18 protein-coding genes and 1 pseudogene are annotated in these 17,608 nt (G+C 43.0%); 4 read left to right on the top strand and 15 right to left on the bottom strand.

Annotated features, from left to right (window positions below; all coding sequences use genetic code 11):
* Nucleotides 1–38 precede the first annotated feature (38 nt).
* The 9 genes and pseudogenes from fnr to ccoN all read right to left on the bottom strand — a co-directional run bounded on the left by fnr (nucleotide 39) and on the right by ccoN (nucleotide 8,050).
* Nucleotides 39–776: a fumarate/nitrate reduction transcriptional regulator Fnr gene (gene fnr, locus MASE_RS09860; RefSeq protein WP_014949596.1), complete on the bottom strand. Its 738-nt coding sequence runs from the start codon at nucleotides 774–776 to the stop codon at nucleotides 39–41.
* 45 nt (nucleotides 777–821) lie between these two features.
* The gene (locus tag MASE_RS09855; RefSeq protein WP_014949595.1) at nucleotides 822–1,481 is read right to left on the bottom strand and encodes a sulfite exporter TauE/SafE family protein; all 660 of its coding nucleotides are present in this window, start codon (nucleotides 1,479–1,481) and stop codon (nucleotides 822–824) included.
* Nucleotides 1,468–1,698 (bottom strand): cbb3-type cytochrome oxidase assembly protein CcoS, encoded by a 231-nt coding sequence (gene ccoS / locus MASE_RS09850; RefSeq protein ID WP_014949594.1) that lies wholly within the window; start codon nucleotides 1,696–1,698, stop codon nucleotides 1,468–1,470. Before ccoS ends, MASE_RS09855 begins: the two co-directional genes overlap by 14 nt.
* Before the next feature lies 1 nt (nucleotide 1,699).
* Nucleotides 1,700–4,167: pseudogene (locus MASE_RS09845) on the bottom strand (heavy metal translocating P-type ATPase).
* Nucleotides 4,167–4,646 (bottom strand): FixH family protein, encoded by a 480-nt coding sequence (locus tag MASE_RS09840; RefSeq protein ID WP_014949593.1) that lies wholly within the window; start codon nucleotides 4,644–4,646, stop codon nucleotides 4,167–4,169. The pseudogene MASE_RS09845 and the gene MASE_RS09840 overlap by 1 nt, the downstream one beginning before the upstream one ends.
* Nucleotides 4,647–4,862: 216 nt before the next feature.
* Nucleotides 4,863–5,816, bottom strand: coding sequence for a cytochrome-c oxidase, cbb3-type subunit III (ccoP, locus tag MASE_RS09835; RefSeq protein WP_014949592.1), 954 nt, complete (start codon nucleotides 5,814–5,816; stop codon nucleotides 4,863–4,865).
* Between the two features lie 16 nt (nucleotides 5,817–5,832).
* A complete protein-coding gene (locus MASE_RS09830; RefSeq protein ID WP_014949591.1) occupies nucleotides 5,833–5,994 on the bottom strand; it encodes a cbb3-type cytochrome oxidase subunit 3 in 162 nt (53 codons plus the stop codon).
* Between the two features lies 1 nt (nucleotide 5,995).
* Nucleotides 5,996–6,601 (bottom strand): cytochrome-c oxidase, cbb3-type subunit II, encoded by a 606-nt coding sequence (ccoO, locus tag MASE_RS09825; protein ID WP_014949590.1) that lies wholly within the window; start codon nucleotides 6,599–6,601, stop codon nucleotides 5,996–5,998.
* A 15-nt stretch (nucleotides 6,602–6,616) separates the two neighbouring features.
* Nucleotides 6,617–8,050, bottom strand: coding sequence for a cytochrome-c oxidase, cbb3-type subunit I (gene ccoN, locus MASE_RS09820; RefSeq protein ID WP_014949589.1), 1,434 nt, complete (start codon nucleotides 8,048–8,050; stop codon nucleotides 6,617–6,619).
* A 229-nt stretch (nucleotides 8,051–8,279) separates the two neighbouring features.
* Here ccoN and MASE_RS09815 point away from each other — a divergent pair, with 229 nt between their 5' ends.
* Complete coding sequence (locus MASE_RS09815; protein ID WP_014949588.1) at nucleotides 8,280–8,759, top strand: hypothetical protein; 480 nt, start codon at nucleotides 8,280–8,282, stop codon at nucleotides 8,757–8,759.
* Between the two features lie 122 nt (nucleotides 8,760–8,881).
* Here MASE_RS09815 and bfr (MASE_RS09810) read toward each other — a convergent pair whose 3' ends face one another.
* The 3 genes from bfr (MASE_RS09810) to MASE_RS09800 all read right to left on the bottom strand — a co-directional run bounded on the left by bfr (MASE_RS09810) (nucleotide 8,882) and on the right by MASE_RS09800 (nucleotide 11,531).
* Entirely contained in the window at nucleotides 8,882–9,349 is a 468-nt protein-coding gene (gene bfr / locus MASE_RS09810) for a bacterioferritin (RefSeq protein ID WP_014949587.1), read from the bottom strand.
* A complete protein-coding gene (gene bfr, locus MASE_RS09805) occupies nucleotides 9,349–9,825 on the bottom strand; it encodes a bacterioferritin (RefSeq protein ID WP_014949586.1) in 477 nt (158 codons plus the stop codon). The genes bfr (MASE_RS09810) and bfr (MASE_RS09805) overlap by 1 nt, the downstream gene beginning before the upstream one ends.
* Nucleotides 9,826–9,959: 134 nt before the next feature.
* A complete protein-coding gene (locus MASE_RS09800; protein ID WP_014949585.1) occupies nucleotides 9,960–11,531 on the bottom strand; it encodes a cation:proton antiporter family protein in 1,572 nt (523 codons plus the stop codon).
* A 339-nt stretch (nucleotides 11,532–11,870) separates the two neighbouring features.
* Between MASE_RS09800 and MASE_RS09795 the strand changes: the two genes are divergently transcribed.
* The gene (locus MASE_RS09795; protein WP_014949584.1) at nucleotides 11,871–13,502 is read left to right on the top strand and encodes an FMN-binding glutamate synthase family protein; all 1,632 of its coding nucleotides are present in this window, start codon (nucleotides 11,871–11,873) and stop codon (nucleotides 13,500–13,502) included.
* 77 nt (nucleotides 13,503–13,579) lie between these two features.
* On the opposite strand, the gene MASE_RS09790 is transcribed toward MASE_RS09795, so the two are convergent.
* Complete coding sequence (locus tag MASE_RS09790; RefSeq protein WP_014949583.1) at nucleotides 13,580–14,056, bottom strand: c-type cytochrome; 477 nt, start codon at nucleotides 14,054–14,056, stop codon at nucleotides 13,580–13,582.
* Nucleotides 14,057–14,259: 203 nt separating this feature from the next.
* On the opposite strand from MASE_RS09790, the gene MASE_RS09785 reads away from it, so the two are divergent.
* Together MASE_RS09785 and MASE_RS09780 are read left to right on the top strand one after the other, a co-directional pair.
* The gene (locus MASE_RS09785; RefSeq protein ID WP_014949582.1) at nucleotides 14,260–14,682 is read left to right on the top strand and encodes a universal stress protein; all 423 of its coding nucleotides are present in this window, start codon (nucleotides 14,260–14,262) and stop codon (nucleotides 14,680–14,682) included.
* Nucleotides 14,683–14,807: 125 nt separating this feature from the next.
* The gene (locus MASE_RS09780; protein WP_014949581.1) at nucleotides 14,808–15,164 is read left to right on the top strand and encodes a diacylglycerol kinase; all 357 of its coding nucleotides are present in this window, start codon (nucleotides 14,808–14,810) and stop codon (nucleotides 15,162–15,164) included.
* Nucleotides 15,165–15,202: 38 nt separating this feature from the next.
* On the opposite strand, the gene MASE_RS09775 is transcribed toward MASE_RS09780, so the two are convergent.
* Both MASE_RS09775 and MASE_RS09770 read right to left on the bottom strand, forming a co-directional pair.
* Nucleotides 15,203–15,553, bottom strand: coding sequence for a hypothetical protein (locus tag MASE_RS09775; protein WP_014949580.1), 351 nt, complete (start codon nucleotides 15,551–15,553; stop codon nucleotides 15,203–15,205).
* 204 nt (nucleotides 15,554–15,757) lie between these two features.
* Nucleotides 15,758–16,954: a tyrosine-type recombinase/integrase gene (locus MASE_RS09770; RefSeq protein WP_014949579.1), complete on the bottom strand. Its 1,197-nt coding sequence runs from the start codon at nucleotides 16,952–16,954 to the stop codon at nucleotides 15,758–15,760.
* Nucleotides 16,955–17,608 lie beyond the last annotated feature (654 nt).

The raw sequence follows: 17,608 nt of genomic DNA, 5'->3' as shown, positions 1-17,608 counted from the left end.
CGCGCTTAGTGCGCGCCTTATTTAACACTTAAAAAGGACTAACCGCAGACAACGCTAGGGCCGTTAAGCGCCGCTAGTTTGGTGTTTAGCCTATCGAAATCCAAAATAGTAATAAGCTTGCCGTCTACTTTTATGATGTTGTCTTTTTGAAAACGGCTTAACAGACGACTAATCGTTTCAATCGTTAATCCTAAATAGTTTCCAATTTCGTTGCGCGTCATGGTTAAGTGGAATTCTCTATGGGAAAAGCCACGCTCTTCAAAGCGTTGCGACAGGTGTGAGATGAAATACAGTAAGCGCTCTTCTGCAGTTCGCTTGTTTAAAAGCATGATCATGTCGTGATCTTGTTTTATTTCAGCGCTCATGAAGCTCATGATCTGGTGACGTAGCTTTGGAAATTGCACTGACATTTCGTCGAGGGTCTCGTAGGGAAGCTCACACACCATGGCAGTTTCTAACGCAGAGGTATAGCTTTGGTGCTTGTTCTCTCTTAATGCATCGAAACCGATAATGTCACCAGGAAAGTGGAAGCCGGTAATCTGTTCTTCACCTTCGGTATTAGTCACAAATGATTTGAATGAACCGGTTCTCACTGCAAATAGAGAACGGAATTTATCACCAGTTTGAATCAGCGTGTCACCTTTATGAAGCGGCTTCTTGCGTTCAATAATATCGTCAAGAGACTCGATTTCTGTTTTGTTTAACGCCACCGGTAAACACAGGTGACTGAAACTACAGTTTTGACAGTGAATAGAAAATTGGCTTCCTTTGCTCATAATGCACGCTCTCTAAAAGAATACCCGACAATAATACACCCATTTTTAAACGATTGCGCCATGAATAAGATAAGCTGCATATATTGCCATTATTACTGCAATAATTTGTCTAAAATGGTTATGTTGAAAACTTTGAACAATATATTGGCTACCAGCGCTTGCAGCGAGCAAGGTGGGTAATGTACCCAAACCGAAGAAGAACATAATAGCAGCGCCTTCTAGCGCGTTACCCGCCGCGAGAGACCAGGTAAGTGTGGAATACACCAAACCGCAAGGAAGCCAACCCCAAATAAAACCATAAGGCAACGCACTTAAAGGGGTCTTAAATGGCAAAAAGCGTTTTGAAAGCGGCTGGACTTTGGAAAATAGGCCTTTACCCGCATTTTCCAGCACTGTTAAGCCAGTCCACCACTTACCCAAATAACACGCCAGTAGAAGCAACATGATTCCGCTAAGTAGGGAAAGGGCATAGTTGGCAAGAGGTATATAATCTGCTGCAATTTTTCCAAGTGCCCCGGTTATTGCTCCGGCGATGGTATAGCTCACTATACGTCCCATGTTATAGGCGAGGGTATAGGGTAGTGCTGAAGCGCCTTTAGGCGATACCATCCTTAACGCAGCGACAATTCCACCGCACATTCCCACACAGTGAACTCCGCCGGCTAAGCCGATAAGAAAGGCAGAGAAGTAGTTAATCCCTTCCATGTGGCGCTTGGCTTTTGTCTACTTTACTGTCTTGAAGTTGCTTGCGTTGCTCAGCTAGCTTTTTTTCTTCTGGCGGAAGATCATCGTCAAACAATATGCTATAACCTTGGCGATCTAAATCTTCAAATTGATTGGTTTTCACCGCCCAAAAGAATATCACGATAGCGACGGCAACAATGATGATGGCGATTGGAATTAATACGTAAATAATACTCATGCTATTTGCTCAAAAGTCGCGTTGAGTTTGTGACCACAATGATACTGCTTAACGACATACCAACAACAGCCATCCACGGTGAAAGTAGGCCTGATACGGCGAAAGGTAAGATCAAAACGTTGTAACCTACCGACCAGCCGATATTTTGCCTTATTTTTTGCTTCACTTGATGCGCAGTTCGAATAAGCTCTGGTACAGAAAGCAGTTGATCGCCAAGCAGTATCACATCGGCGGCAGTTTTAGCCACGTCTGTGGCATTACCCACTGCAATCGCCACATCAGCGCTGGCAAGAACTGGAGCGTCGTTAATACCATCCCCCATCATCATCACTTTCGCGCCAGATTGCTGCATAGCTTGAACGGCTTCGTACTTTTGCTCAGGTGTTAGGCCACCTTTAGCGGTCGAAATTGGCAATGGTGCGGTAAGCGCATTAACGTTTTGCTGTGTATCACCACTTAAAACGGCGAGGGTATGGCTTGCAGCTAATATATCGAGAGTTTCTTGCGTATCTTCTCTTAGTGAATCCTTTACTTCATACGCCGCCATAATACGCCCCTTAACCGTGAGAAACACGTTAGCTGAAGGGAACGCTTCAATGAGTTTTAGCTGTGATTCGTGAACGCTGAATGCTGCAGAACCCATAGAAAACAACGTGTCATTGATCTCACCGCTGATACCACCTCCTGGCGTAACGGTAAAATTAGTCACTTTGTGTACCGTGTTATCGATAGCGTCAGCACTGCCGCTAGAGGCAGAAGTCTCGCTTAGGGCTACACCGTCGCTAAAGGCTATACCGTCGCTAAAGGCTTTGGCAATCGGATGTTCAGAGCGTGACTCCAAAGCGCGGGCAATTGATAGCGCACTATTACTATCCACACCGTCAGCGTACCAGGCATTTGAAATAGTAAATTTGCCTTTTGTGAGCGTGCCGGTTTTGTCTAATGCGATGGTGTCAATGTCAGTAATTTGTTCAAGCGCATCGGCGCGTTTTAGTAAAATACCTTGTCTGTTTAATTTTGCCATAGCGCAGGTTAACGCTGATGGCGTAGCCAATCCTAATGCGCAAGGGCAGGTTGCAACCAGCACCGATATGGTGATCCAAAATGCCTCGTCGCTACCCTGATACGTCCAAAAGCCATAGGTTAACGCCGAAATCAGCAATACCGCGGTAACGAAATAGCGAGAAAAATTATCGGCTATCTGCGCTGCTTTAGGTTTACTCGCCATGGCACTTGCTTGCAGCCTTACAATTTGATTTACCAGCGCATTTTTAAGGGTCTGCGTAACCGTAATGGTTAGCGTACCATCTTGACAAACCGTGCCGCCGTATACCGGGCTACTGTTCGACTTACGCACGGGGTTAAATTCACCGGTAAGCATAGATTCGTCAACCGCCGCGTTGCCGTCGGTTACCACCCCATCAATGGGGACTGTTTCACCAGGCTTCACCAGTACTACGTCATCAATTTTTAGCTGCTTAGCCAGACACTCGGTTAGGCTGCCATCCGGATTTAGTTTGGTCGCTGATACGGGCACATACTGCATCATATTGGCAGAGATCTGTGCGGCGCGATGACGACTGCGATGTTCTAAGAATCGGCTAAGTAACAGCAGAAAAATAAACATACAGATGGATTCGAAATACACTTCACCTTGCTCTAATACTGTAGAGCGAATTCCAGCAATGTAAGTACCGAATATGGCGAGCGTAACGGGTACGTCCATATTAACCGTTTTGGCGCTTAGCGCTTTAGCGGCGCCCACATAAAAGGTGCTGCCTGAATACAGCACCACAGGTGTAGTAAGCGTAAGGGCAACCCAATAAAAATATTGGCGGGTCTCTAACTCAATGGCGCCGAACCAATCAAATAAAGCCCAGTCATCAGCATCATAACCTGCATGGTCATAATGCCTGCTAGGCCAAGCTTTTTTAGAAAGGTCTTCTGTTCGCGTTTATAACTGGCTTCGTGTTCGTCGGGGTGAAATGGTGACCCAACATAACCAATGCGTTTTAGCGTAGATAGAATTTGGCTAAGCTTAATTTGAAACGGTGACCAAGTGACTAAAGCGCGGCGCTCTTGAACGTTCACCGCGACTTGCTTTATTCCTTCTACTTTCGACAACTGCTTTTCGATAAGCCAGCCACATGCAGCGCACGTAATACCTTCAAGGGTTAATTGAATCTGCTTGTCCTGACCTTCTTCAAACACGAACTCTTCTTGAAGGGAAGGGTCGTCATAGACTTTGAGCTTATCTAACGTTTCTAAAATACCGTCGTCAGATTTTTGCGCCGGTTCGGTTCTAAACTGGTAATAGTCTTCAAGGCCGTTGTTAACGATCGCTTCAGCTACCGCTAAGCAGCCAGGACAACACATGTCTCGTTGTTGCCCTAAAATGACAGTAGTAAATTTGCCATTGTCTGGACTCGCTATAGGCAAGCCGCAATGGTAACAGTCGTGCTTTGTCATTATGGATTGAATTTCATTTTGCCAGTGTGGGGCAGATAGACGGTGTTTTGAATTTTCCAGCTATCATCAATCGGCGTCAGCGATATGCGCCATTTACCGTCAAGGTTTTCTTCAATAAAGCCGCGATAAATACCGTTAGCGTCGCGACTCAATAAAACGCTAACATCGCGCTCTTCTAGCGTTACGTGATAGAAGCTTAATTTAACCGCGTTACCTTCTTGAGGAATCCCCGAATGAAATTGCAGCGCTATGCTTCCATCTTCAATGGTTAAATCAGTGGTGATATTCATGCGGCGGGCTATGGCTTCTTTGTCCAGACGGGCATTAATTGCTTTTCCTTCTTTGTAGTAGTCGTCTACCACCAAGCTATCTTCGGTAGAAATAGCAAGTTTTAATAACACGCCACCCATGATGAGGGTAATGATAGGAACGGCAATTAAAAACCAGGGCCAGAACTCTTTATACCAGGGTCTATTCATCGAAATCTTTTCTCGTATTTACTTCACTAACAACATATTTATTTTTACTTCCCCAACTACACGTAAAGCCGGCAAATAATGATAAATATAGTGTTGGCGAGACATGTTAAAAGTGTACAAAGAATGTTCGCATGGCACTCTCTATACCGCTGTATTTTCTCATAAAAAAAGCCCCGTAGTAACGAGGCTTTTTAAGATATTTAATGATTTAAATCATTAATCATTTGAAAGGCTGTATACATACGCTGCAACAACGTGAATTTTGTCATCACCCAAGGTTTTCTTGAATGAAGGCATTACACCGTTACGACCGTAAGTAAGCGTTTCTGTTACCGCTCTGTGGCTGCCGCCGTATAGCCAGATATTGTCAGTAAGGTTTGGTGCACCAAGTGCTTGGTTACCTTTACCGTCCATACCGTGACAAGCCGCACACGCTGCGAAACGAGCTTTACCTGCTTCTGCAAGCTGAGGGTCCACATCGCGACCGCTTAAACTAAGTACGTAGTTAACCACTTCTTCGATACCGTCTTCACCCATAGCATCTAGCCATGCTGGCATAGCTGCTTTACGACCAAGCGTAAGAGTTTCAACGATTTTCGCACCTGAACCACCGTACAACCAGTCGTTGTCCGTTAGGTTAGGGAAGCCGCCATTTTGACCACGTGCATCAGAACCGTGACACTGAGAGCAATTTTGTAGGAACAAACGCTGACCTACTTTATTTGCTTCTGGGTCTTTAGCCAGTTCTTCAACAGGAACTTGTGCATACGCTTCGAAGATCGGATCGAACTTCTCGGCAGCAAAATCTAGTTCACGATCATATTCTACTAGGTAGCCTTGCTCTTTAGCATCAATACGCGCCTGAGCTGACTCTTCTAGCGATTGAATATTTTGGTTAGAGCTCTTCCAACCCAAAATACCTTCATACGCACCTAGGCCAGGATAAAGCGCTAGGTATAAAAAGCCCCAAACGATGGTCATGTAGAACATAATTGTCCACCAGCGAGGAAGTTGGTTGTTCAACTCCTCAATACCATCAAATTCGTGGCCCATTGACTCACCTTCAGCTACGCCAGTCTTGTTAGAAAGGCACCAGCGAAGAAGGAAGTAGCAACCAATGATTAACCCTAGGGTTATCACTGAAATCCAAATTGTCCAAAACATACTCATGAGTTCGAGACTCCTGCTAATCTTCTTTTGATTTTTCTTTTTCTTCGTCTGCAAACACTAGGTTTGCAGCTTCATCGAATTTTTTCTTGTTGCGGCTGCTGAACGCCCACCATACAACACCGATGAAGCTTACAAAGACGATGACAGTAAAAATGCTGCCTACAATTCCCTGGTCCATATTATTTCAAATGTGTGCCAAGAGATTGTAGATAAGCAATAAGGGCCTGCATTTCCGTTTTGCCCTGTACTGCCGCTTTCGCACCCGCGATATCTTCGTCGGTATACGGAACGCCAAATCCACGGAATACTTCCATTTTTTCAGCTGTTAACTCGCCATTAAGCGTGTTTTCCGCAAGCCAAGGGAAACCTGGCATATTCGACTCTGGTACCACGTTACGAGGATTAAGCAGGTGAACTCGGTGCCATTCGTCGCTGTAACGACCACCAACACGTGCTAGGTCAGGACCAGTACGCTTAGAACCCCAAAGGAAAGGGTGCTCCCATACTGATTCGCCAGCAACGCTGTAGTGACCATAACGCTCTGTCTCAGCGCGGAATGGACGGATCATCTGGCTGTGACAACCTACACAACCTTCACGGATGTAGATATCACGGCCTTCAAGCTCAAGCGCGGTATATGGACGTAAGCCTGTTACCGGTTCCATGGTTTGCTGTTGAAACATCAACGGCGTAATTTGAACCATGGCACCGAAGCTGATAGCGATAAGGATTAATACCGTTAACAGACCGACGTTCTTTTCAATTAACTCATGTGCGTTTTTCATTATTCGTCTCCTTTACTACGCCGGCTGAGTCGCTGGGTCTGCAGCGATACTGCCTTTAGGTGCACGAACGGTTTTCCATGTGTTGTATGCCATAACAAGCATACCTGCTACCACGAAACAACCACCAATGAAACGAACCACATAGAAAGGCTTAGACGCTTCTAATGACTCAACAAAGCTATAGGTTAACGTACCGTCAGCATTTACTGCACGCCACATTAGACCCTGTAGTACACCAGACATCCACATTGCTACGATGTATAGAACAACACCGATAGTTGCGAACCAGAAGTGTACGTTAACTAGCTTGGTGCTATACATAGCGCGCTGACCGAATAGCACTGGAATTAAGTGGTAAATTGAACCAATTGAAACCATTGCAACCCAACCTAGAGCACCAGAGTGTACGTGACCAATTGTCCAGTCAGTGTAGTGAGACAGTGCATTAACGGTCTTGATTGCCATCATTGGGCCTTCGAAGGTAGACATACCGTAGAAAGACAATGAAACAATAAGGAAACGCAATACTGGGTCGGTGCGAAGTTTATGCCACGCGCCAGATAGCGTCATAATACCGTTAATCATACCACCCCAAGATGGAACGAATAGGATAATAGACATCACCATACCTAGTGACTGAGTCCAGTCTGGTAGGGCAGTGTAGTGAAGGTGGTGAGGACCAGCCCAGATATACAGAGAGATAAGTGCCCAGAAGTGAACAATTGAAAGTCTGTATGAATAAACCGGGCGACCAGCTTGCTTAGGTACGAAGTAGTACATCATACCAAGGAAGCCCGCAGTCAGGAAAAAGCCTACCGCGTTATGGCCGTACCACCACTGCATCATAGCGTCTACTGCGCCTGCATACAGTGAATACGATTTAGTGAAAGATACCGGAATAGCCATGCTGTTACCAATATGAAGAATTGCAACAGTTAACATGAACGCGCCTAAGAACCAGTTTGCAACATAAATGTGCGAAACTTTACGGATTACTAGGGTTCCGAAGAAGTTAATGATATAAGCGACCCAAACCAGTGCCAAAAGGATATCAATTGGCCATTCTAGTTCAGCGTATTCTTTTGAGCTGGTTAAACCCATAGGCAGGGTGATAACAGCTAAAACGATAACGGCTTGCCAACCCCAAAAGGTAAATGCGGCAAGTTTGTCACTGAACAGTCTTACCTGGCAGGTACGCTGAACGATGTAGTACGACGTTGCAAATAGCGCACAGCCGCCGAAGGCAAAAATAACGGCGTTAGTGTGCAACGGACGCAAACGTGAGAATGTTAGCCATGGTGTGTCAAAGTTAAGCATAGGTGCAAATAACTGCGCGGCAATAAATACCCCTAGGCCCATACCAATGATACCCCAGACTATGGTCATGATGGTAAATTGCCTAACTACTTTATAATTGTAGTCAGGTTGTGCTTGGCTTATTTCACTCATTTTAATGAATCTTCCACTTCAAATGAACTATGGTCTCCAACTGCCGGAATAGTACGGTCGAGACGTGTATCAGCTAAGGAATAACGCTTCACACCGAGCTCGGAAAGAGTAATAATTATTGTCTCCAAGCCAGTTGGTACGCGGATGATAAGGTTTTTAATTACAAAAAGATACCATAAACTACCTAAGCTTGATCTCCGTCAATGAAGAAATACACAAAATTTAAGAAATGCTAAATAACGATAACATTAAACGATCAAAATTTTTACATTCCCAGCTTCCATTAGTGGCTATTATTGTTGTAGCCGTGTGTGTATACCTTGCACATAAATTCCAGTCATCGGTGTTAAAAGACACTAGCGTAGTTAATGGAATAGGAAACAGCTGCAACTTTGTCAATGAAACTTGCGAATTCTTAATTGATGACAGGTTAGCAATTGCCACTTTTTCAGCCATGCCTGAAGCCGAAGAGTCAGTAACGGTTAAGCTCTTAGTTCCTGAGGGAGAGGAAATAGAGAGCGCATGGATTGAAGGGGTAAACATGTATATGGGCAAAATTCCCGTGCTGTTAGATAACGATGGTCAAGGAAAGTGGTCAGGTTGGTTTATGTTAGGTAGCTGTAGTGAGCCAGTGATGAAATGGCAGCTACGTCTAAATATTAAAGATAAAGAAAGCCCCAGCTATTTGTATTTTGTTACACAGCAGTAACTGTATTAAAAGCAATAAGACTCTCCCTAAAGAAAGGGGAGTAAACAAGCAAAAAAGGCCGCTCTTTATTTAAGAGCGGCCTTTTATTAATTACCTGTAAATTGTAGCGTGAATGCTATTTCTTACATTTGAGACTGAAGGTAGTTTTGAATACCTAGTCGCTTAATAAGGCCAAGCTGCTGCTCTAGCCAGTGTGCGTGATCCATCTCTGTATCGTCTAGTAGTACAATTAGCATGTCACGAGTAACATAGTCTTTCTCGGTTTCACAAAGCGCAATAACTTCACGTAACTTTGCATCAACTTCATATTCAACACGTAAATCGCTTTCAAGCATTTCAGGTACATCTTTACCCACTTTGAAGCCTGTGCGCTTCGTCATGTCAGGCGTACCTTCTAAAAACAGCATGCGTTCTATTAGCTTAGTTGCATGTCCACGCTCGTCATCAAATTCATGATCGATGCGTTCGTAAAGCTTATTCAAACCCCAATCAAGATACATCTGAGAGTGAATGAAATACTGATCCATGGCGGCTAACTCATAAGAGAGTAGTTCGTTTAAGCCATTGATGATTGCTTGGTTACCTTTCATTAGTCATCTCCCATTACTTGCGCTTGTAGGTAGTTCTCTATACCCATAGCATCAATTTGGTATTCTTGCGTTTCAATCCAGTCTAGGTGCTCTTCTTCATATTCAAGAAGGTCTTCAAGCAAATCACGAGAAACATAATCCTGCTTTTCTTCACATAGCGCGATAGCTTCACGAAGTAGTGGAAGCTGTTCTTTTTGAAAACGCGCATCACATGACAGCATTTCAACGGTATCTTCACCGATATAAAGTTTGCCTAACGCTTGAAGATTAGGAAGGCCCTCAAGGAATAAAATGCGCTCGATAAGATCGTCCGCTTGCTTCATGTCCTTGATAGACTTTTTATAATTCTTTTCGTTAAGTTCAGAAAAACCCCAGTTTTTGAACATACGAGCGTGCAGAAAGTATTGATTTATCGAAGTAAGTTCACTTGTCAGTACTTCGTTCAATTTTGCAACAACTTGTTTATCACCTTGCATTGTGTAAACCCTATTAACGTATTTGCGTGAAGTTTAGTCTAAATTTGACTGCATGTCAAAAAAGTCTTTGTAAAACAGTTGTTTACAAACGATAACGTTTCTCAATTCATCCATTGTTCGCATTTAGAACAGCATTACTGTTGTGCATGCGCATAAGCAAGACTTTCTTCAGCAAAACCAAGCCCTGCTTCGGTAAAGAAGTTGAAGACTTTATCTACACCGTTTTCTAATAGATGTGATACTTCATCCTCATATCGTGCAATGGCTGCAACTTTTCCAACATAGCCCGCGTTTTTAAGCTGACGTGTGATGTTTATTGAGTCCTGGATAGAAGGCAGAGCAAGCAAAACAAGCTGAATCTGTTTGATATCTAAATTATCCCACAAATCGACGTCTTCACCGTCGCCGCATATTACATTTAAGCCTTCGTCTGATAACTCTTTTACTTTTACTCGGTCGGCGTCCATTCCCCATACGCTCACATCACTTAATTTAGATAACGCATTGAAGGCACCGCGACCAACTCGTCCCATCCCCAACACTAAAAACTCCGCGTTGTGGAGAGTAGGATAAATGTCTTCTTTTAAGCGCTCGTTTTTCTCAAAACGTTTAATGGTGTGTTTATGATTGTGATATTGAGAATGAGAATTGCGATAGAGCACGCTGGTGATAACGAATGAAATAGATACGGCTAAAGCAATCACCACTAACCAAGAGTTTGCCAATAAACCTAATGAAACGGCTAGCGCGCCAACAATAAGGCCAAATTCACTGTAATTTGAAAGCACCAAGCTGCTCAAGTAAGCCGTGCGACCGCGAAGGCGAAGTGACGTAAATAAGCCGAAAAAGAGTGCTGCTTTTAACGGTATAAATAAGCAGAACACGATAGCTAGGACAATCATACTGAGATCGGGAAGGGCGGTAAGACCGATGGTAAGGAAGAAGCCGATTAAGAAGAGATCCTTAAAACTGAGCAGCGACTTCGCTAGCTCCGAAGCCTTTTCATGTTGGGCTAACATGATTCCAAAGATTAGTGCCCCAAGATCGCCTTTAATGTTAACCAGCTCAAACAAGTGATAGCCACCTAAGGCGAGGATAAAGCCAGTAAGCGGAAGCAGTTCACCGTGGCCCGACTTATTAATCATTTTGTTTATGATTGGCATTGCTGGGAATAAGGCCAACAACGCAAGCGCCCACACAGAGGGGAGCTTTCCAGTTGCTGCAACAAGGAAGATAACAGCAAAAACGTCTTGCATGACCAAAATGCCAATGGCAAGGCGGCCGTGGCGGGTTTTACTTTCGCCACTTTCTTCTAATACTTTAACCACGCAGACTGTGCTACTGAAACTAAGGGCAAAAGCGATAAGCGCAGCGCTTTTCCATGTAAGCCCATCAACGAAATTTGCAGCAACCGCACCAATCGCATAGACGCAACAGGTAATAACGCCCACCCATACTAAGGTATGTGAAACGCTTCCCGCCCAAACTTCTCGACGACTCAAATCGCGGATGTTAAGTTTCAGACCGATGGTAAAGAGCATAATGGTGATGCCCAAGTTGGCTATTTGGGTTAAATCTTCAGTGAGCGTGTAGCCTGCAAAATTTAATAAAAAGCCAGCTACCAAGTAGCCAACTAAAGGAGGAATGCCAATAAGTTTAACCGTTAAGCCGCAAACAAATGCGAAAAGAAGAAATGCATACTCCATGAATTACCTTTCAGAAAATGTTGAACGTAAAATCCGTTACCTTTGTATAGGTCACATCATCTATTAACCAGTGATAGCTACAAATCGCTCTCTCAACTCGCTAATTGAAAGGTTTTAGACTAGCATGCAATGGCTTGTTTTCGCAGCTAAAAAAGCATTGTAATTGCATATTTTGGTAACGCGTAACCCAATTGAGCTAAAAGCCGGCTCAGTATATTTAACTCCTAAATCAGTCATTTACCGCTAAAGTAAATCTAGTTCCCGATTTCAGGTGTATTGAACAGGGTTGTAGGCATATTATTTTGTTTTGATATGACCAAAAATAAAGAAGGACTTTGAATGCGTTTAACAATTCTAACTGTGCTAACCCTGCTGGTCGCTTTCAATGTGGTGATTGGCGTATTGTGGGCGCCCGTGTGGTGGTTTTTACTTTTATCAGTCACGCTACTCATTTTTGGTCTATATGATGCCTTCCAAACAAAACATGCCATTTTAAAGAATTTTCCATTAATTGGCAGGGTACGATGGACTGTCGAGGGACTAAGGCCCTACATCCAGCAATACATCATAGAAACCGATACTGGCGGAGCACCTATTTCCCGCATGTTTCGTTCGATTGTTTATCAACGTGCGAAAAACAGTAGAGAAACTGTTCCCTTCGGTACTCAGCTAGATACGTATAAAGATGGCTATGAGTGGATTGGCCATTCTTTATCTGCTCGCGAAGTGGAAGACATGGATGAAGATCCCCGAGTGACGGTAGGTGGTCCTCATTGCAAAAAGCCGTATCGTGCAAGCATACTTAACATAAGCGCAATGAGCTTTGGAAGCTTGTCAAAAAATGCCATTTTGGCGCTAAATAAAGGTGCTGCAAAAGGCGGGTTTTACCATAATACAGGTGAGGGTGGTTTAACCCCATATCACCTCGAAAACGGTGGCGATATCGTTTGGCAAATTGGTACGGGATACTTTGGTTGTAGAAGTAAAGATGGCGGTTTCGATCCTGTTCTTTTTGAAGAAAAAGCCAAACTCGACAATGTGAAAATGATAGAAATAAAGCTAAGCCAGGGCGCTAAGCCTGGACATGGTGGTATTCTACCTGCGTATAAAAATACCCCTGAAATAGCTAAAATAAGAGGTGTTGAGCCTGGAACTCAAGTTGATTCTCCCCCTAGACATAAAGCGTTTGCAACGCCTTTAGAAATGGTTGATTTTATTAGTCAGTTACGCAAGTTAAGTGGCTATAAACCAGTGGGTATTAAGCTGGCGCTGGGTAGAAAAAGTGAGTTCATTGCCATGTGCAAAGCCATGGTAGAGAAGGACGTAACGCCAGATTTTATAACGGTAGACGGGGGCGAAGGAGGTACCGGCGCCGCACCGCTTGAGTACACAAACTCTATAGGATTTCCTCTGCGTGAAGCGTTGGCGTTTGTTGACGATTGTCTCACTGGTTTTGGTATTCGCGACAAAATTAAAATCATTGCTTCTGGAAAAATCATTACCGCTTTTCAGTTAGCGAAAAATCTAAGTTTAGGCGCCGATTTATGTAACTGTGCCAGAGGAATGATGTTGGCACTTGGATGTGTTCAGTCGCTGTCATGCAATACGAATAAATGTCCGACCGGTGTAGCAACGCAAGACCCCAAGCTTGCCAAGGGCTTAAACGTTGAAGACAAGTACGAGCGCGTGTACCGCTTTCACAAAAAAACTATTCATGCACTGATGGATATCTTGTCTTCTACAGGACATGTGAGAACTAGCGAACTAAATCGTACCCATATATTTAGGCGAGTAGATCAGTGTCATATTGCGCGTTACGACGAAATTTTCCCGTTAGTTAAAACAGGAAGTTTCTTAACCGACGACGTTCCCGATAGATTTAAATTACACTTAAAAGAAGCAAATTCTGAAAGCTTTATGCCTTGTAGTTTATTGGCAGAAATAGAGAAAGAAACAAAAGCGGTATCTTAAAAAACTAAGCCATGACTCCTAATCAAATACCGATTGTGGAGTCACGCTTAACGATTTTTAATGCCTAAAACTGCGAGTTAATCTTTAGATTGCTCGCTTGGAATACGCAGTTGATAGAGGCGGTAATCACTAGTCCTGTAGGGTGTTACTTTATATTTAGGCTGAAGATACGCCACTAAATCTATTAGTTCGGAAACGGTTAGCTCGTCGTTTACAACTCGCATTAATGACACACCGTCTTCGCTGGTGAAACTGGCAGGCTGTCGAGGAGTAAGTTTGTGTGATGGGTTAATAATACTTGTCACCAACTCTGCATAAGTTTTAATTCTTCCACTGCTGCCTCCCAACGGAATAGGCTTCGCGACTAGGTATTGCGCATTGTCGGACTCTTTTTCTCCTGCAATTCTGTGACAGTCTTGGCACTGATACTTTTTAAATACCAAATAGCCTTTTTCCATATTGCCTTCGGGCAAGCTAAAACCGCGAGGTGACTGCGCGCCCTGGTCACAGGCGAAAAGGAGAAGCGTTGCTATAACAACTATTGCCGTTTTCATACTCATTTCCCTCTTTCTTTTACGGTAAAGATGCGTAACGTTCGCTAGAACTAATGTGTATACACTGATTATGAATGAGGCTGCAGACTAATCATTGACCTAGCTCAAAGAATAATTATTTGTATAGCACTACTATTTAATGGAATTAGTTAACGGTATGGTAGAAAAGCACTGCTACCTAACAAAAATTGAGGACAGCCACAATGCAAGGTTACGAGACAATTTTAGTACCTATAGATATTTATTCTGACTACGAATTAGTGGTGGAGAAAGCCATTGCAATAGCGGGCAATAGTCACAAAATTCACCTCCTGTATGTTGCTTATCCACAAACCAATGTAGAGCCTTACGGACTATTTTTAGAACGGGATTTTTCAGAGGAAGTAAGAGAGCAGGCATTAAGGCAATTAAAAGACGTTGCCGCAAAACATGATATACCTTACAGCCACATCAATGTAGAGATAGGTTCTCCTGCTGATGAGATTCACCATATGGCCGAAAAGATTAATGCAGATCTCATTGTTGTCGGCACCCATGGCCAGAGCGGACTTCGTTTGCTACTTGGGTCAACGGCCAATGCAGTACTACATGGTGTTAAAACAGACGTGCTAGCTGTGAAAGTATAAATTAATGCGGCGATTAGCGTCGAAAATGCCTTAAATATTCATGATAAATACCTTCGCCGTCATGCAGATGTAACGAAGGTCAGTTACGTTTTGTAAGGCTGTAACTAATCTTAAAATTACTTATCATGATAACGAAACGGAAAGGTATTTTACGTGTACTCTATGCCACTTACTATTCACTTAAGGGGCTTCGAGCAGCCTTTTTAAGTGAAGCTGCGGTCAGACAAGAAATTTTCGCAATATTGATAATGACACCTGTAGCGTTTTTCATCGACGTTACGCATGTAGAACGTATATTGCTGGTGATATCTTTACTGATAGTGCTTATCACTGAGCTACTCAACACCGCTATTGAGAAACTCTGTGATCATGTCAGTACAGACATCCATTTATTAATAGGGCGTGCTAAAGATATCGGCTCGGCAGCAGTGTTCATTAGCCTAATGATGGCCGGCTTTACGTGGATTAGCATTCTTTGGTAGTGCAATTTGCGATTTATAGGCGGAAAGAAAGCCCTAACTTATAGGGCTTTGATTTTCTGGTCACAACATTCTGAAACTAAGGTTCTAATTGTGCTATCTAAGTTTTTAATGTGCGAATAATGCAATGAAGTTTCACCACCGTTATTGATATCTTTTATCGTAAAAACAACATCATCGCCTCGTGAAGTTACGCAAATTCTCACGTAATCATCAGATTGAGCTAATGGCACGTGGAGATATAACGGCTCATTGTTTGAGTTTAAATAATCTAGTGCTGCTTCTTGTGACTTGAAAGGGTCTTGCTTCTCGGGTTGGACATTCCATGACGACGAGGGAACCACCATTTCCGCGAGTAATTTTCCATGCTTTGTATCAATACCGCTACTCATATATCACTCCTTTTATTTGAATGTTTGCCAACTTAGAAAAACTATTCATTAATATAGGTTTAGGGCAAATTTACCTTTTGATACGCGAGTAATACAGTTTCAGATTGGTAAAAGAATGAAGAGAGTAGGTGAGTTAGACATTGTTACTGATGTCGGTGGTTATGCGTAACCCTGCATTAATTAAGTTACTGTATTTAAGGAGCTTTATCTTTTCCGTTTTGCCGACAATTTTGCCATTCCACCACGCTTTACGTTAGCCTGTTTTGTATAATGCCCAGGCATTTCTGGTGATTGCCAACCTCCAGCCAGTTGAAGCTCGGGTAAAGATGCGCCATCTTCGGCTAGAGAAACTGCACCACCAACACGACCACTATGAGGGGTAATGTTTTCGCTAATACCTGCGCGTTGAGCAATACGTTGCCAAATCCTGTAGACACTCGAATAGTTAAGTACATTTGCCTTATGGCTGGGAATGTTCTCATCAAATGGCAAAAGTGCTGTTTTATGGTTTGTTAGTCGTCTAAACAAAACGCCTTTGTGCAGGCCGCGTAAATCTGAAGAAAGGCGGATTGCTTTAGTTTTTGGGTCAAGATTAGCTTCGTTAATATACTCTTGAACCATAGATATAGTGCTGGAAGAAACATAGCGATATTGACCCTGACCAGACTGGTCGCTTTTCGAAGAAACAACCAACAGGGTGTTATTACGCGCAGATATATCCTCGATGCAAACTCGAACTAATTCATCAGCGCGAAGCAATGCATCAAACATCAGGTTAATGATTGCAAGGTCGCGGAGTTCTAATAAAGAATCAGGAATAATTGCATTGTTTATTTGTTCAAGCATATCTATGGTAAGCGGAACCGCTTGTTTGTGAGACAAGCGAAACTTTCTATTCTCTATAAGCGATAAACGGATAAAGTCTCTTAGATACGCAGATCTAATAATGGGGTTTGGCAATTTAGCCACGCCCAAAAATTTACTAAGGGCAGATAACCGACGCTTAATGGTTCTATAGGCTAGGGGAGAACGACACAACGCTTCAACATATTGTTTAATGCAGATCTCATTGTGTTCGAAGTTGTTCTTAAAGCCACTTAATCCAGCTTGCTTACAAAAAATTGCGAACTCATTGTAGTCACTAATGTATGCCCGTTGTGTATTGTATGGAAGCTTAGTAAAAATATCTTGATAATAGCTTTCAACGTTTTTATCAGAAGATGAACATTGACTTGTTGTTAGGTCGTCAGAACCTGACGTGTGCTGCTTACCACGAGAGTACTCGATACCAAAAGCTGGAACCGTCGCGCTACTTGAGTCTTGTGGCTGTGAGCTGCTATTACTGTTGCTGTTAACTAATTGAGTTGTGAGCAAGTATGAGCTATTAGTTTTTGAGGGCATTGAGCAACCTGGTGAAGACATTATTGTAACTATTATGCTAGATTTAACAGAACTTGATAAGCTATTGATATATAACAATATTCACGCATGATAACTGTAATTATCATGCGTGAAGTTACGCACTAATCCATTCATCACTCCACAAACCGCTTTACTATTATAAGCTCAAGTACAGTGCTACTCTATCACATTACTGTATATATAAACAGTTTGGGTGTTTCAATGCCGTCAATTGTTGGCCTATCTCGTAATTATTCCAAACCATATCGCTAGATAAGGCTTGTGGCCTGCATAAGGCTTGTGGCCTGCTAATATAGTGCTCTTTTTGTGCAATTCAAATCGTGCGCTACGTGAAATCTGCAAGGTAACACCCCGAATGCGCGCTCAGATTTCACGTAGCGACGCCTAAAAAATAAGCTTAAAAGTGATGGAAAAACACCCTAAGAGCTTATTTATTAAAGAAGTACTTCACATGATTTACTTCCAACATGTTTGCTGGCTAATCGCACATTTTTCAAAACCAAACGAGATAAAAATAAACGTTACAAAAGCGGAATAGGCGATAACCTAGAAGTTATTACCTTTGCTTTTTATACGCTTTTCATAGAGCGCCTATCTAATTCGACTACAGTACGACGATAATAAGACGTGGAT

The organism is Alteromonas macleodii ATCC 27126, assembly GCF_000172635.2.
GTDB lineage: Bacteria > Pseudomonadota > Gammaproteobacteria > Enterobacterales > Alteromonadaceae > Alteromonas > Alteromonas macleodii.
Note: the sequence above shows the minus strand (reverse complement) of the source record. Positions and strands in the feature narration are given on the sequence as shown.

What these genes read in the sequence shown, in the direction of transcription:
- fnr (WP_014949596.1), bottom strand. Translation starts at nt 776, where the DNA reads ATGAGCAAAGGAAGCCAATTTTCTATTCACTGTCAAAACTGTAGTTTC.
- MASE_RS09855 (WP_014949595.1), bottom strand. Translation starts at nt 1,481, where the DNA reads ATGGAAGGGATTAACTACTTCTCTGCCTTTCTTATCGGCTTAGCCGGC.
- ccoS (WP_014949594.1), bottom strand. Translation starts at nt 1,698, where the DNA reads ATGAGTATTATTTACGTATTAATTCCAATCGCCATCATCATTGTTGCC.
- MASE_RS09840 (WP_014949593.1), bottom strand. Translation starts at nt 4,646, where the DNA reads ATGAATAGACCCTGGTATAAAGAGTTCTGGCCCTGGTTTTTAATTGCC.
- ccoP (WP_014949592.1), bottom strand. Translation starts at nt 5,816, where the DNA reads ATGAGTATGTTTTGGACAATTTGGATTTCAGTGATAACCCTAGGGTTA.
- MASE_RS09830 (WP_014949591.1), bottom strand. Translation starts at nt 5,994, where the DNA reads ATGGACCAGGGAATTGTAGGCAGCATTTTTACTGTCATCGTCTTTGTA.
- ccoO (WP_014949590.1), bottom strand. Translation starts at nt 6,601, where the DNA reads ATGAAAAACGCACATGAGTTAATTGAAAAGAACGTCGGTCTGTTAACG.
- ccoN (WP_014949589.1), bottom strand. Translation starts at nt 8,050, where the DNA reads ATGAGTGAAATAAGCCAAGCACAACCTGACTACAATTATAAAGTAGTT.
- MASE_RS09815 (WP_014949588.1), top strand. Translation starts at nt 8,280, where the DNA reads ATGCTAAATAACGATAACATTAAACGATCAAAATTTTTACATTCCCAG.
- bfr (WP_014949587.1), bottom strand. Translation starts at nt 9,349, where the DNA reads ATGAAAGGTAACCAAGCAATCATCAATGGCTTAAACGAACTACTCTCT.
- bfr (WP_014949586.1), bottom strand. Translation starts at nt 9,825, where the DNA reads ATGCAAGGTGATAAACAAGTTGTTGCAAAATTGAACGAAGTACTGACA.
- MASE_RS09800 (WP_014949585.1), bottom strand. Translation starts at nt 11,531, where the DNA reads ATGGAGTATGCATTTCTTCTTTTCGCATTTGTTTGCGGCTTAACGGTT.
- MASE_RS09795 (WP_014949584.1), top strand. Translation starts at nt 11,871, where the DNA reads ATGCGTTTAACAATTCTAACTGTGCTAACCCTGCTGGTCGCTTTCAAT.
- MASE_RS09790 (WP_014949583.1), bottom strand. Translation starts at nt 14,056, where the DNA reads ATGAAAACGGCAATAGTTGTTATAGCAACGCTTCTCCTTTTCGCCTGT.
- MASE_RS09785 (WP_014949582.1), top strand. Translation starts at nt 14,260, where the DNA reads ATGCAAGGTTACGAGACAATTTTAGTACCTATAGATATTTATTCTGAC.
- MASE_RS09780 (WP_014949581.1), top strand. Translation starts at nt 14,808, where the DNA reads ATGATAACGAAACGGAAAGGTATTTTACGTGTACTCTATGCCACTTAC.
- MASE_RS09775 (WP_014949580.1), bottom strand. Translation starts at nt 15,553, where the DNA reads ATGAGTAGCGGTATTGATACAAAGCATGGAAAATTACTCGCGGAAATG.
- MASE_RS09770 (WP_014949579.1), bottom strand. Translation starts at nt 16,954, where the DNA reads ATGCCCTCAAAAACTAATAGCTCATACTTGCTCACAACTCAATTAGTT.